This window comes from Arthrobacter agilis (assembly GCF_030816075.1).
Taxonomy (GTDB): Bacteria; Actinomycetota; Actinomycetes; order Actinomycetales; family Micrococcaceae; genus Arthrobacter_D; species Arthrobacter_D agilis_E.
The window spans coordinates 1,480,707-1,493,809 of sequence record NZ_JAUSXO010000001.1 but is presented as its reverse complement, the minus strand read 5'-3'; the positions used below and the strand labels follow the sequence as shown (position 1 = coordinate 1,493,809).

Below are 13,103 nucleotides of genomic sequence, written 5' to 3'. Positions count from 1 at the left end.
ACAATTCGCCAGGAGGGAAGAAAAAGAAAAAAGGAGAAAGGGAGAAAAGGGCGCGATGCGCCGTGATCCGGCTAGGGGAGGGCTGTACAGCTCACGATGAGTGCCTTTCGGAGTGCTCTTGCCTGCACCGGACCAGCACCGAGTGCCGAGGAGAAGGCCGCTTCGTCATCCGAACCACCCAGGAACATGGGGTTGGTGCGCGGTCCAGTCGGAGCTTTGCGACCGCGTCTCTTGAAGCTGGAACAACTATAGGCAGAAGCCCCTGATATTCGATCAACAAAAAGAAATGTGACATCTGCGGAAATGTCCGTCGGCGCACGAAGAGCGTATGACGACGGCAGGGGTGCGCTCAGCCCAGCACGACGGTGCCGTCGTCGAGGATCTGCCAGCCGGGATTGTGCGCCACCTCCCACACCACCCCACTCGGATCACGGACGAGGGCGTGGAAGATCCCGCCGAACGCACTGTGCTGCGGCTCCTTCAGGAGGACGCCGCCGGCGCGCGTCATGGCAGTGATGGCCGCGCGGACCTCGACCGGACCGCCGACGTTGTGGGACAGCGTGATACCGGCGGGTGCCGGCGCGGTCTCGAGCCCGAGATCCTGGGCGAACTTGTGGGCGATGAACAACCCGAGCAGCATGCCGGGAGCCACCTGGTAGAAGACGACCTCGTCGGGGACGTCCACCACCGGCGTCCAGCCGAGCCCGTCGGCGTAGAACGCGCGGGCGGCGTCGAGGTCCGGCACCGCGACCGTGAGGAAGTGCAGCTGTTGGTCCATGGCGGAAGCCTACCGAGCCCGTCCCCGGCGGAAGCGGACAGAGTCTTCCGCCGGGGACGGCATCAGTGGCTGGGGGGAAGAGGGTGGGTCTCCCGATACGTCTGGATGTGGAGGGCGAGCTTCCGCTCGGTCTCCCGACGACGCTCGAGCTGGCGTTTCAGGTCGGATTCCGAGAGCGCGGGGGCACCGCGCTGGAGACGATCCCCCGACAGCGGGGGAGCAGGTGGGGGTGTGGCAGGGAGGCTCAGGGATCGGGCCTCGGATTCCTGTGTGGTCATGGCGGTGTCCTTCGTGGGGGAAGGGCGCGCGGCTGATCATCCTGGAGCCGACGCGCGCCTTCGTCGACCCAGGGACGGTGTCGGTCCGTGAGTCCCGCCAGTGTGCGCCGAGTCCGGGCGTCCCTCTAGGGTCTTTCGGCCCCCTTTGATCGACGGAACCGGGAGCGTGGGCGACTGCTGACGCCCGGCGGGGTGACGATATAAGGTGCCCTATGCGCGGTGAGCCTGTTGTCGGGATCGAGCGGACGTTCGACGTCGAGGACGACGCCCCGCTTCCCGCGCTGGCGGACCTCCCCGGGGTCGGGAGCGTGGACCAGCCGGAGGAGCACCACCTCGGAGCCGAATACGTCGACACCCCGGACTTCCGGCTGGCGTCCCGCCGGATCACCCTGCGACGGCGGACCAGCGGCGAGGGCGACGGCTGGACCCTGGAGGTGCCCGCCGGCCCCGACGAGCGCCACGAGCACTCCGGACCGCTGCGCAGGGGCACCGACGCCGTTCCCGCGGCTCTCCTGAGACTGGTCCGGGTGCACACCAGGGACAGCGGACTGGTACCGGTGGCCAGGCTGTCCACCCGGCGCATCGTGTGGCGCCTGCGGGGCGGGGACGGCGAGATCCTCGCCGAGTTCCGGGACGACCACGTCGAGGCCGAGGTAACCGGTCCCGGACCCTCTCCCCGGCACCGGCGGGAATGGGGGCTCGCACTGGCCGACGGATCGAGGGACCTGCTGGATGCCGCGGAGGCCCTCTTCGCGGCCGCGGGCGGTCGTCCTGCCGCTCCCCGCTCGGAGCCGGCACGAGCCCTCGGCGCTCGCCGACCGACCGCCGTCGGCATCGTCCCGGCACCCGCGCCGGGCGGTCCGGCAGGGGATGTCCTCCTCGCGTACCTCCACGAGCAGGTGGCCGTGCTCCAGCAGCAGGATCCCCGCGTGCGGCTGGACGCATCCGACGCGATCCACCGGATGAGGGTTGCCATCCGACGCCTGCGGTCGGTGCTGGCGACGTACCGGACGCTGCTGGAGGACGCGGACGCCGTCCGGCGCCTGCGCGGCGAGCTCGCGTGGCTCGCCGGGGTCCTCGGCACAGCGCGCGACGCGCAGGTGATGCACGCGCGGCTCCGGCAGCTGGTGGCCGACGAACCGGCCGAGCTCCTCCTGGGCCCCGTCGAGCGCAGGCTCGAGATCGAGCTCGGAGGGGATCACCAGAGGTTCCATACCCGCGTGCTCCGGACGCTGGACGGACAACGCTATTTCCGCCTCCTCGACACGCTCGACGCCCTGGTCGCCGCCCCGACGCTGACTCCCGCAGCAGCCGATCCTGCCGCTCAGGTGATCCCCGCCCTCATCGACCGGGATCTGGAGCGCCTGCGCAGAGCGGTCGATCATGCGAGGGACCACCGGGCGGGGACCGGCGACCATCCCGGCCTGCACGAGGCGCGGAAGGCCGGAAAACGCCTGCGCTACGCAGCAGAGGCGGCCCGGCCCATGGGGCGCAAGAAGATCGCCCGGATCGCCGGAGGGGCGCAGGCGATCCAACAGATCCTGGGCGAGCACCAGGACAGCATCGTGACCCGGGAGCTGCTGCGCCGCCTCGCCGCCACGGCCTTCCAGGAGGGGGAGAACGGCTTCAGCTACGGCCGGCTGCATGCCCTGGAACAGGCGGTCGCTCTCGACGCCGAAGACCGTTTCCGGCGCGCATGGAAGCACTTCCCGTCACCCCTGCGGAAGAAGTAGCGCACGCCCGTTCCCGGTCGGGGCCGGCGGACACCCATGGCGGTCACCCGCCGCCCGTCGCCGGCCCAAGCACCCTATGCAGGGCGGCAGGATCGGCGTACCTTACGACCGTGGACGAACTCCCGGCACCGCAACGCGTGGCCCGCTTCGTGGGGCAGCATCCCCTCTCGGAGCGGATCGCCGTCGCCCAGGACGTCGTGTACGGTCCGCTGATCGGCTGGGCGCAGCGCAGTCCCTTCCATTCAGGCGTCCTCGGGCACTCGATACACCCCCCGCTCACCGACCTGACGCTCGGATTCTGGGTGAGCGCGTCCGTCCTGGACCTGGGCGGTGGGCCCCAGGCGCGCGGCAGTGCCACGCTCCTGGTCGGTGCAGGACTGGCGGCGGCTGTGCCGACGGCGCTCTCCGGCGCCGGTGACTGGGCGGGGATGACCGGCTCCGCACGCCGTATCGTGGCCGTGCACGCCCTGGGGACCGACATCGCCGTCTTCCTGCTCCTCGGATCGCTGATTGCACGCATGCGAGACCATCACTCTCTGGGGACCCGGCTGGGTCTCGCCGGGAACGTCGTCGTGGCGTCCGCGGGATTCCTGGGCGGGCACATGGCGCTCAACCGCGGCGCTGCGCGCCGGGCCCGGTGAGTGTCGGACGCGTCCCGTCGACGGGTGGTCGGCCGCTCCGCCGAAGGAGCCTGGATCGATGTCCGCGGACCGGTTCTCCCGACGTCGGGCTGCAGGCCCGGTGGCGCTAGCGGTCCAGACCGGCCGGTGAGGGTCGTCCGGCCTCCACGAGACCGGGGGTATGAGGATCCTGCGGTTGCGGGTCCGGCTCGTCCGGTCCCTGATCCAGCCGGAACGGGGGGTACTCGTCCCGCAGGAGGAGGACGTAGGCCAGCACGCGGTAGGTCCAGCGGGAGATGCCCATGACGAAGTCGAACAGCGGCCTGGGGTAGCGGGCGGTGAACAGCAGTGCGACCCCGGCGACGAGGGCCAGGATGCCCAGGAGCGACGGACCCGCCGTCCTGGCGAATTGGCCCGGATCGGTGCCGGTGGCCGTCCAGGACCAGGCACCGGTCAGCACAGCGAGGATGAGGAGGTGCGGCAGCGCCAGGAGCCACCCTTTGACCAGGACCAGGCCACGGTGCAGCCGTGCCGGATACGGGACGTGGAAGTCGGCCGGGTAGGCATCCACGGGTGCCAGGGTGAAGGGAGGGTACTTGTCCGTGCCGAGGACCGAGCTGTAGAACTGGACCCGCCAGGTCCACCGCAGAACGCCCACCGTGAAGGGGAAGAGCGTCGCCGGGTACCGGCCGGTGAAGAGGATGACGATGCCCGCAGCGATCGTGCAGACCCAGCAGGCGACCCACAGCAGCACCAGGATCACGGCGTGGGGAAGGGCCAGGAACCACTTCACCAGCCACAACCACCGCGACAGCCCGGGCCGAAGGCTGCCGCTCAGCGAGGCGGGGTGGGGCAGGAGGTCACGTGCGGCATCCGCGGAATCCAGATGGTGCCTCTCCGCGGAAGATACCAGCCGTCCCTGCCGGGTGGCGCTCAGGGAAGGGTCGAGCCCCCGGCCGAGGCCGCTGGCCCCGGCCAGCACCAGGGGGATACCGACCAGGAGCAGCAGGACGGCGGTGAGGAGCAGCGCCACCCCGATCGGGGCGAACAGGGTGGACCGGAACCCCGCCTGCAGGTCCTCGGCACCGGCAGGGCTGCCGTCGGCGTTCATGATGACGACCGCCCAGTTGCCGGCCCGCAGGTCCGCCGTGATCTCCTGCATCCCCGTCCCCGACGCCGACATGGTCCAGAATTCCTGCTCGGCAGGCGGGCCCGGGACACCGGATCCCGGCACGTCGCGGTACACGGCGCGGAAAGGCGTGGTCCGGAGATCGCGCAGTTCCGTGTGGTGCACCGACGACAGGTAGGCGTCCACGTCATCCTGACGGGCCACCCCGATGAAGACTGCCTGCCCCGGATCGGCTGCCGTCGCGCGCAGCCGCAGCGTGGCGAGCCCGGCCGGCAGGTCCTCGACGCCGTCCACCTCGTTCACCTCCACCTGGCTGCTCGTCAGGGCGTAGGAGTCGAAGGAGAATCGCTCGGTGGAGCTGGTGAGGAAGTCCCCGTCACGCTGCAGGCCGGCCAGCGCAGCCACGGTGGCACCGCCGATACCGATACCGCCCGCGATCGTGATGAGGAGGGCGCCGAGGAGGACCAGGATCAGGGGAGCGGTCCGCATGCGGGCTGCTGGAGGAACGGGGGGAGTACTGCTGAGAGGCGAGCTCATGACATGCCATCCTTTGCGTCGCGACATCGTGGATGGGAACGCGCCGAAGCCTGAACGGCGTGGCCCGTGACCCGCTGGAGGCCCCGGGATCGTCCACTCTGCGCCGAAGGGCGGTGTTGAGCTAGGGCAGAAAGTCCCCTCCGCGTACCCGTGACCGGGGACACGACCGCGAGTGACCGTGCCGGCCCCGGTCCCGGGTCACCTGGCGCTGCGCAGGCGGCGTCCGCGCACGTGCTCCGGGGCCACGGTGAGGAACAGGTCGCGGAGGCCGGGAGCCCATGGTTCATCGGAGACCTTGCCCCACAGGGTCGTCAGCAGACCGGGATCCTCGACGCGGGTCGCGGGACCGTTGATCAGCACCGTCCATCCGTGCTGCCTGGTCCGATCGACGGAGTCCACCTGGAACGCCGCATGTTCCAGATAGCTGGTCGCAATGACTCCGTCCGCCGATGTCCGGAAGTACACGCGGTGATCGAGCACGAAGTAGTTGACCGGGAAGATGTTCAGCAGACCTTCACTGAAGAATCCGAGCCGTCCCGTGGACTGGGTGGTGGCCAGGGCCCAGCACTCGGTGGGCGTGAGGATCTCCGAGGCACGAAGGGTGCCGGGGTTGTCCCAGAAGGTGTCCTGGTCGGGGGAACTCGTCATGATGCGGGCCTTCCTTGTCGTCGCCCGCGTCGTCATCGACGGGGTGGTCCTGACGCTACGGACCGATCGCTGTCCGGATCAGAGCCTTTGGGCCCTGATCCGGACAGCGTCTCTCTGTGAGGGTGGGGTGCAACGGCCACCGCTCGGCATCGGTCCCGACGGCGGGACCGTGCCATCCGGAAGGAGCATCATGACGACCGTGCTGCCTGAACCACTGCGTGTCCTGCCGCCGGTCCGCCGTCCGGAGCCCATGCTCGTCGGCCTGCGCGACGCGGTGAGCAGCCGGTCCGCCGTCCAGTGGGCTGCGTCGCGTGCAGTCGCCCAGGGCGTTCCTCTGACCCTGCTGCACGCTCTTCCGGCGCCGGAACTCGTTCCCCCGGGCACTTCATATGGAGATGTCGTCGCCAGGGGCCGTACCCTCGTCAATCAGGAAGCGGGGCTTCTGGCGCGTAGTCATCCCGGCCTCAGGATCAGTGCCTCCCTGCACTGCGGCGACGTCGTTGATGCCCTTCTCGGTCTCTCGGAGTCCGTTCCGATGATCGTCCTCGGAACGGACCGCCGGAATCCGGCCGGCGGCGAGTTCACGGGCGCGGTCGCCGTGGAGGTGGCCCTGAACGCCACCGCGCCTGTCGCGGTGGTGCCCGCCTCGTATGCCTACACCTCGATGACGGATCACAGCAGAGGGGGTGTGGTAGCCGCTGTCGACGGTTCCGAGGTCTCGCGTGCCGCCCTCGTCCTGGCAGCGGGGGAGGCGTCCCGGACCAGGAGTTCCCTGACCGTCGTGACGGTGCTGGGGGTCACCTCCGGGCCGATGGCCGTCAGCGCCTCGGTGATGCTCGTCGACGTGCGGAACCTTTACCCCGGCCTGCCGGTCAGCTGGATCGTCGACGACGAGCACAGACCCGATCAGGCACTGCACCTCTATGGGACGGGCGCGGACCTGCTGGTGATCGGCCGGCACGGAGCAGGCGCACGATCGGCGCGGTCCCTCGGTTCGGTCACGCGTACGCTGCTCCTCGAACCGCCGTGCCCCACCGTCGTCGTATCCCTCTGACCACGTGGTCCTCGACGCCGAGGGTCATTCATCGGATGCCCGGCCGGCTCGCAGGTGAGCCGGCTGCCGGGCAGGCGTGAAGGCGCGCCCGCTGATCGTCTCGGGCACCAGGCGCATGAACCTGTCCTTCCGGCCGCCCTCCCAGGGGTGCAGCGGCAGGTGCATCGTCTCCATCAGCTCAGGCGTGCGGTCGATGGTGGACGCGTGCCCCTTGACGACGACGCTCCAGACCTCGCCGCCCGGGAGCGACGTCCCGTCGGCCTCGAAGGCCACGGTGGCTTTCTCGGCCGCGCGTGCCTTCGTACCCTCGGAGGTCCGGAAGACGATGGTCCCGTGGTCGATGGCGAAGTTGATCGGGAAGATCTCCGGTACGCCCTGCACGCACAGGGCCAGACGCCCCACCGGAACGCGGCGTAACATCTCCCAGCACTCGTGGGCGGGAAGGATCCGTGTAGGTGTAATCTCGGCTTCCATACCGGGACACTACGAAATCCCACCGACCCCTAGTAGGGCCATGCGACCCCACCTGCAGGAACCAGACGCGCCGCTGCCACGGGCGACCGATCGCTACCCTCCCGGAGTGCGCTGTGGCCCGGTCCCAGGACGGTTTGTTCTGTGACGACGCCGCCGGAGACCCCGATGAACCCCGCGACCGACATGCCCGTGCACACCGCGCCGCGTCCCGCTCCGACGCCACGGCAGGATGGTTCAGCGGCACCCCGGGACGAAGCCCTGCCCCCCAGCGGCATCGAGAACCTCCTGGCCGCTTTCGCCGCCATCGCCGATGATCTGGGGCTGGAGACGGTTCTGGAGAGGGTGATCTCCGCCGCGTGTCGGCTCGTCGATGCCCGCTTCGGTGCGCTGGGAGTCATCGGCCCCGACCGCATGCTGAGCCATTTCATCACCGTGGGGCTGGACGATGACCAGATCGCCCGTATCGGTTCGCTGCCGCGCGGACACGGCGTGCTGGGCCTGCTGATCACCGCACCGCATCCGTTGCGCCTGGCCGATCTGCGCCGTCACCCCCTGGCCTATGGCTTCCCGGCCCATCACCCGCAGATGACGTCTTTCTTGGGCGTACCCATCCGAGTTCACGGCACGGTTTTCGGGAATCTCTACCTGACCGAGAAACACGGGGGAGTGGACTTCTCCGACGGGGACGAGCAGCTCCTCGTCTCACTGGCGTCCGCGGCCGGCGTCGCGATCGAGAACTCACGCCTGTTCGACGACGCCACGAGGAGGACGCGCTGGCTGGAAGGTGGTTCAGGAGCAGCCCAGGCACTGCTGAGCCAGCACAACGACGCCCGCAACGACCTGGAACTCGTCACCCAGCACGCACTGCACGCCTCCCAGAGCGTGCTCGCGCTCGTGCTCCGGGACTTCGGTCACCAGCAGGGGCTCATCTGCGAGGCAGCCGACGGCCTGGGGTCCAGCTGCCGGCTGGGGCGCCGCGTCGAGGGCGTCCCCGCTCTGAACAGCCTGGCACCCACGGATCGCCCCTTGCTCCTCACCGGGGACGACATCGGCCGCGTCCTTCCTGCAGCGTCGGCAGGCACGATCGACGCGGTCCTGTGCAGTAGGCTGCCCGGCGAGCCTGAACGCCATTTCCTGATCGTCGGTCGCGCCCCGGGGGCTCCCGCCTTCACGGACGTCGACTACGAGATGATGCGGTCGTTCACCTCGCACGTGTCCCTTGCACTCGAACTACTGAAAGCGCACTACCAGCGTGAAGAAGACGCCGTGCTGGGGGACCGGGACCGCATCGCGCGGGACCTTCACGACCTGGTGATCCAGCGACTCTTCGCAACAGGCCTCAGCATCCAGAGCCTGCGGAAGTACACGGCGGATCCTCATGCTCTCGAGCGGATCAACGCGGTGACGGGCGAACTCGATGCGACCATCCGGGAGCTGCGCGACACCATCTATTCCCTCCGGTCCATCCCCCGTGCCGAACCGACCTTCACCTCCACGGTGTTCTCCCTCGTCGCCGACGCATTCGACGGACACGACCTCGAGCCGGTCCTCCAACTCTCCGGTCCGCTGAACGCCTCCCTCCAAGGCGAGCGGGCGGACCATGTCCGGGCGGTCCTCCTCGAAGGGCTCTCCAACGCGCTCCGACACGCAGGGGCGCGGTCCATCACCACCGCTCTCACCGTCGCCGGAGAGCAGTTCGAGCTCAGCATCAGCGACGACGGACGCGGTTTCGTCGACCCTGCCCGAACCAGCGGGCTGGCGAACATGAGACACCGCGCGGAACTGTGCGGCGGCACCCTTTCGGTCACCAGCACACCCCGCGATGGCACGCAGGTGCACCTCGTACTCCCGCTCGACGACCCGGACGGGTTCAGCGTGCCTGGGCCGAAGCGGCACGGGAGATGAACACCGCTGCCTGGGTGCGGCGCTGGAAACCCAGTTTCGCGAGCAGCGACGACACATAGTTCTTCACGGTCTTCTCCGCCAGGAACAGTTCGACGCCGATCTCCCTGTTCGTCAGCCCTGCCCCGATCAATGCCAGGACCTTCCGCTCCTGACTCGTCAGGCCGGCCAGACGCGGGTCCTCCGCCGGAGCCTCGGTCAGGCCGGCGACGATATGCTCGCGCAGTCCCGTCTCGAAGAGGGACACGCCGGTCGCGGCCAGTCGCACCTTCTCGACAAGATCGGAGCCGAGGATCTCCTTGAGGACGTATCCCGCTGCTCCGGCGAGGACCGCCCCGCGGAGTGCCTGGTCATCGTCGTAGCTCGTGAGGATCACACACGCCAGGGACGGGTCGACCGCTCGCACGTCGCGGCACACCTCGATTCCCGTGCCGTCGGGCAGCCGCGCATCAAGGATCGAGACGTCCGGAGACAACGCGGGGATCCGCCGGGTTGCCTCCTCCGCGGATCCGGACTCACCGACGATCACGAAACCCTCGTCCTCGAGCAGCTCACGAAGTCCCCGGCGCACCAGCTCGTGGTCGTCCAGGAGGAACACCGTCACCCGAGGCCTTGCCCTGTCGTCCGCGTCCGTCATCGGCGTATCCCATCCGCTCGTCCCACGGCCTCGTTCCACGGCCGACCCTTGCCGATGCCCGAGTGACCACCGGATGCTCCTGGACCATGATCACTCCTCCTGACCGGCAGGGGCAGGGCCGAAGGGCCCGTTGCCTGCCGCCGGGCCTTTCGGCCCTATCCGCGTATCCGGGCCCGGAACAGGATGAGGGCGTCGCATTTCCTGCTTGACCATCCCGTTAGGACGCAGCCATGGAAGAACCTCGCAGGTCCCGCGTCATCGTCGCCGGCGTCGACGGCTCCCCGTCCTCCATCAACGCACTGGAACTGGCGGCCCGCCTCGTCCCGCTGGCAGGAGACGTCATCAGGGCGGTCACCGTCTGGCAGTATCCGGTGGGCTTCGGGACTTTCGCCCCCTTGGACTGGAACCCGGACGAGCTGGCCGAGAAGGCGCTCGATCAGGCCCTGTCCGCTGCGTTCCAGGACGGTCGTCCCTGCCCGATTGAGCGGCGTGTACTGCAGGGCACGGCCGCCCAGGTCCTCATCGACGAAAGCAGGCACGCCTCGATGGTCGTGGTCGGTTCGCGCGGCCACGGCGGGTTCGCCAGCCTGCTCCTGGGCTCCGTCAGTTCCGCTGTCGCCGAGCGGTCCTCCTGCCCGGTGGTCATCGCCCACGGAGCATTCCAGTCTCCCGAGCTGGCCCAGCACTCCCTCGAGACCGTCGACGCAGCATCATGACCGATGGGCCCGCGGATCCTGCTGGGGCCGATCGTGCCGGCGGCCCCGCGCTGACGGACGGCGGCAGCAAGCCGGCAGGCCGCCCGAACCCCGTGGTCGTCGGCTACGACGGATCCGAGGGGTCGGCACGGGCGGTGCTCTGGGCCGCCCGCTACGCGACGGCAGCGGCGATGCCGCTCGTCGTCGTGCACTGCTGGGTATGGCCCTTCTTCACCCATGACCTCGGGCCCGTCAGCGGTGTCGAGGACAGCGGGCTGCGCCGCGAAGCCGAGAAGATCGCCGCGGAAGGCCACGACCTCGCCGTCCGCGCCGAGCCCGGACTGGTGTGCAGCACACGGCTCCTCGTGGGATTCCCCGCGGAGACCCTCACGAGGCTCTCCGCACAGTCCTCCCTGATCGTCACCGGGACCCGTGGGCTCGGGGGCTTCAGCGGACTGCTGGTGGGCTCGGTCAGCCTCCACCTCGCGGCCGGCTCCTCCTGCCCCCTCGTGGTCGTCCGGGAAGCCGGACCCGCCCACGACACCATCCTGGTGGCCGTCGACGGATCACCGGAGAGCGACAGGGCTCTCGTCTCCGCCGCGGACCTCGCACGAACCCTGCACACGTCCCTCCACATCCTCCATGTCAGCACCTACCGCAGGCATACCGCCGAGCAGATGCGACCAGGGGTTGCCGATCCTGTCGTCGAACGGGCGAGGCTCCTGCTACACGAGGCGACGGATGTCACCGTCACCGAGGAGACCGCCGTCGCTCCCTCCATCCCCGGGCTGCTCGTGCAGCGTGCCGATCACGCCTCCTGCATCGTCCTCGGTGCCAAAGGCAGCAACACCCTCGGGGCCCGGCTCGGCTCGACGGTCCACGCCGTCCTCCATCACACCAGGGGCAACGTCGTCGTCGTCCGGTGACGGTCCCACGGCAGGGGAGTGATGGGGTCGTCGAGGAGATCGAGGATGGGGTCCGCGTCACGACGGCGTGACGGTCCGCCGTGTGAGGACGACCACGGGGAGCGCGTTCCCCGGCCGGGTCAGATCCCGTGCTGATCCTCGTCGCCCGCCTTGCGGACGACGAGGACCGGGCAGTGCGCGTGGGCCACGCAGGCGCTGCTGACGGACCCGAGAAGAAGTCCCCTGAACTTCCCGTGGCCGCGGCTGCCCACGACGAGCAGGGCTGCGTCGTTGGAGGCCTTCACCAGGGATTTCACCGGGTGACCGAAGACCACCGACGCGTCCATCCGCGGGGGAGTGTCGTCCCCGAAGGCGGCGGTCAGGGCGTCGTCCAGTTCCTTCCGGGCGACGGCGGTGTACTCGCTGCGTCCGAGGGGGACGTACGCGGGGTACTCGGCCGGGTCGTCCCATACTGCGACGGCCCGGATGGTCGCCTCGAAGACGGGCGCCAGCCGTAGGGCGTACCGTAGTGCCGCGACGGACTGCTCTGATCCGTCGACTCCGACGACGATCTGCGAAGCGTGCGTAGGGCTCACGGTGATTCTCCTTCTGATGCGTGACGGCGGCATGATCAACTTCGTCCTCCGCACGATGCCCGGTATCGGTCGCCGGACCTAGGGTCTTTCGTCCTCATCCAGCCACCGGGTGCCGCCCGAGGCATGACCGGGTGCGGGGCGTCGGCGGCCGATGCGACGACGCTTCCTCTGCGGACCTCGTCCGCGCGAGGACGGTGATCGCGAGGACAGGGTTGGAGGGCCGGGGCAGGGGTCCTCTCTAAGTTAGTTGACATAATGTAGATTATCGGCGATTCGAGGCAGGGGCTCGAGAGGGCCAGCCTGCAGGCGTATCACCTTGGGAAAACCGGCGTCGTGATGCCTTGACCCTGTTGTCGGCACAGCCCTTTCAATGGTGCCTGCAGCGATCGCCACCGGAATCGTCGGTATCCGCGGCTGGAGCGGCGCCGCTGATCGACCGGACAGCCTCTTACGGAGGGACAAGCACCATGCACGTGTTCATCATCGGAGTGAGTGGCGCCGTTGGGGGCCTCCTGGCCGAGAGGCTGATCGAGCGCGGAGACCGGGTATCGGGACTCGTGCGCGCCGAAGAGCAGCAGCGCCGGCTGGCCGAGCTCGGTATCGCCGCTCACCTGGGCGACCTGGCGGGCATGACACCGGAGGATCTGGCCCATCCGTGGAGCTGATGCCGTCGTCTTCGCTGCAGGATCGAACGGCGGCGCGCGTGCCATCACCGATGCAATCGACGTGCGAGCGGTCGAGCGGTGCCTGGTCGCTGCCGAGAGCGCCGACGTCCGACGGTTCGTCCTGGTCTCCGTGTCCCCGGAAGCCTGGCGTGAGCGCCACCTGAGCGACGACGAGGATTACTACTTCGCGGCCAAGAAGACCGTCGAGGTCCACGTCACCCGGTCAGCCCTCGACTGGCTGATCCTGCGCCCCTCCCTCCTCACCGACGGGCCGGGTGAAGGACGCGTCTTCCTGGGGCCCGCGGCCGAGCACCACCAGATCTCACGTCACGACGTCGCGGACGTGCTGGCCGAACTCCTCCGGCACCCGACACTCAGCCGCCGGATCCTCGAACTCGATCGGGGGTCGACACCGATCATCGAGGCGGTCGGCGCATGCGTCCCGGCCTAGC

General features: G+C 69.2%; 15 protein-coding genes and 1 riboswitch. Of the genes, 8 read left to right on the top strand and 7 right to left on the bottom strand.

The window, feature by feature from the left end; translation table 11 throughout:
• Window positions 1-109: 109 nt before the first annotated feature.
• A riboswitch (SAM riboswitch) is annotated at window positions 110-237 on the bottom strand.
• 112 nt (window positions 238-349) lie between these two features.
• Window positions 350-778, bottom strand: coding sequence for a VOC family protein (locus tag QFZ50_RS06745; protein WP_307082976.1), 429 nt, complete (start codon window positions 776-778; stop codon window positions 350-352).
• A gap of 62 nt (window positions 779-840) precedes the next feature.
• Complete coding sequence (locus tag QFZ50_RS06740) at window positions 841-1,056, bottom strand: hypothetical protein (protein ID WP_307082975.1); 216 nt, start codon at window positions 1,054-1,056, stop codon at window positions 841-843.
• Between the two features lie 212 nt (window positions 1,057-1,268).
• Between QFZ50_RS06740 and QFZ50_RS06735 the strand changes: the two genes are divergently transcribed.
• Window positions 1,269-2,789, top strand: a complete 1,521-nt coding sequence (locus tag QFZ50_RS06735; RefSeq protein WP_307082974.1) for a CYTH and CHAD domain-containing protein — start codon at window positions 1,269-1,271, stop codon at window positions 2,787-2,789.
• 110 nt (window positions 2,790-2,899) lie between these two features.
• On the top strand, window positions 2,900-3,430 hold the full coding sequence (locus QFZ50_RS06730; protein ID WP_307082973.1) for a hypothetical protein: 531 nt from the start codon (window positions 2,900-2,902) through the stop codon (window positions 3,428-3,430).
• Window positions 3,431-3,536: 106 nt separating this feature from the next.
• On the opposite strand, the gene QFZ50_RS06725 is transcribed toward QFZ50_RS06730, so the two are convergent.
• Window positions 3,537-5,075 carry a DUF4389 domain-containing protein gene (locus QFZ50_RS06725; protein WP_307082972.1) on the bottom strand — a complete coding sequence of 513 codons (1,539 nt, stop codon included), beginning with the start codon at window positions 5,073-5,075 and terminating at the stop codon, window positions 3,537-3,539.
• A gap of 198 nt (window positions 5,076-5,273) precedes the next feature.
• Complete coding sequence (locus QFZ50_RS06720; RefSeq protein ID WP_307082971.1) at window positions 5,274-5,723, bottom strand: pyridoxamine 5'-phosphate oxidase family protein; 450 nt, start codon at window positions 5,721-5,723, stop codon at window positions 5,274-5,276.
• Between the two features lie 190 nt (window positions 5,724-5,913).
• Here QFZ50_RS06720 and QFZ50_RS06715 point away from each other — a divergent pair, with 190 nt between their 5' ends.
• Entirely contained in the window at window positions 5,914-6,777 is an 864-nt protein-coding gene (locus QFZ50_RS06715; protein ID WP_307082970.1) for a universal stress protein, read from the top strand.
• Between the two features lie 24 nt (window positions 6,778-6,801).
• Here QFZ50_RS06715 and QFZ50_RS06710 read toward each other — a convergent pair whose 3' ends face one another.
• Complete coding sequence (locus QFZ50_RS06710) at window positions 6,802-7,251, bottom strand: pyridoxamine 5'-phosphate oxidase family protein (protein WP_307082969.1); 450 nt, start codon at window positions 7,249-7,251, stop codon at window positions 6,802-6,804.
• A 141-nt stretch (window positions 7,252-7,392) separates the two neighbouring features.
• On the opposite strand from QFZ50_RS06710, the gene QFZ50_RS06705 reads away from it, so the two are divergent.
• Window positions 7,393-9,156, top strand: a complete 1,764-nt coding sequence (locus tag QFZ50_RS06705; RefSeq protein WP_307082968.1) for a GAF domain-containing sensor histidine kinase — start codon at window positions 7,393-7,395, stop codon at window positions 9,154-9,156.
• On the opposite strand, the gene QFZ50_RS06700 is transcribed toward QFZ50_RS06705, so the two are convergent.
• Entirely contained in the window at window positions 9,122-9,790 is a 669-nt protein-coding gene (locus QFZ50_RS06700; protein ID WP_307082967.1) for a response regulator, read from the bottom strand. The two genes, QFZ50_RS06705 and QFZ50_RS06700, sit on opposite strands and share 35 nt — an antisense overlap.
• Window positions 9,791-10,020: 230 nt before the next feature.
• Here QFZ50_RS06700 and QFZ50_RS06695 point away from each other — a divergent pair, with 230 nt between their 5' ends.
• Window positions 10,021-10,506 (top strand): universal stress protein, encoded by a 486-nt coding sequence (locus QFZ50_RS06695; protein WP_307082966.1) that lies wholly within the window; start codon window positions 10,021-10,023, stop codon window positions 10,504-10,506.
• On the top strand, window positions 10,503-11,411 hold the full coding sequence (locus QFZ50_RS06690; RefSeq protein ID WP_307082965.1) for a universal stress protein: 909 nt from the start codon (window positions 10,503-10,505) through the stop codon (window positions 11,409-11,411). Before QFZ50_RS06695 ends, QFZ50_RS06690 begins: the two co-directional genes overlap by 4 nt.
• Before the next feature lie 119 nt (window positions 11,412-11,530).
• Here QFZ50_RS06690 and QFZ50_RS06685 read toward each other — a convergent pair whose 3' ends face one another.
• Window positions 11,531-11,986 carry a universal stress protein gene (locus QFZ50_RS06685; protein ID WP_307082964.1) on the bottom strand — a complete coding sequence of 152 codons (456 nt, stop codon included), beginning with the start codon at window positions 11,984-11,986 and terminating at the stop codon, window positions 11,531-11,533.
• Window positions 11,987-12,453: 467 nt separating this feature from the next.
• Here QFZ50_RS06685 and QFZ50_RS06680 point away from each other — a divergent pair, with 467 nt between their 5' ends.
• Both QFZ50_RS06680 and QFZ50_RS06675 read left to right on the top strand, forming a co-directional pair.
• Window positions 12,454-12,651 carry a hypothetical protein gene (locus QFZ50_RS06680; RefSeq protein ID WP_307082963.1) on the top strand — a complete coding sequence of 66 codons (198 nt, stop codon included), beginning with the start codon at window positions 12,454-12,456 and terminating at the stop codon, window positions 12,649-12,651.
• Window positions 12,629-13,102 carry an NAD(P)H-binding protein gene (locus tag QFZ50_RS06675; protein WP_307086699.1) on the top strand — a complete coding sequence of 158 codons (474 nt, stop codon included), beginning with the start codon at window positions 12,629-12,631 and terminating at the stop codon, window positions 13,100-13,102. The genes QFZ50_RS06680 and QFZ50_RS06675 overlap by 23 nt, the downstream gene beginning before the upstream one ends.
• The last annotated feature ends 1 nt before the right edge of the window (window position 13,103 follow it).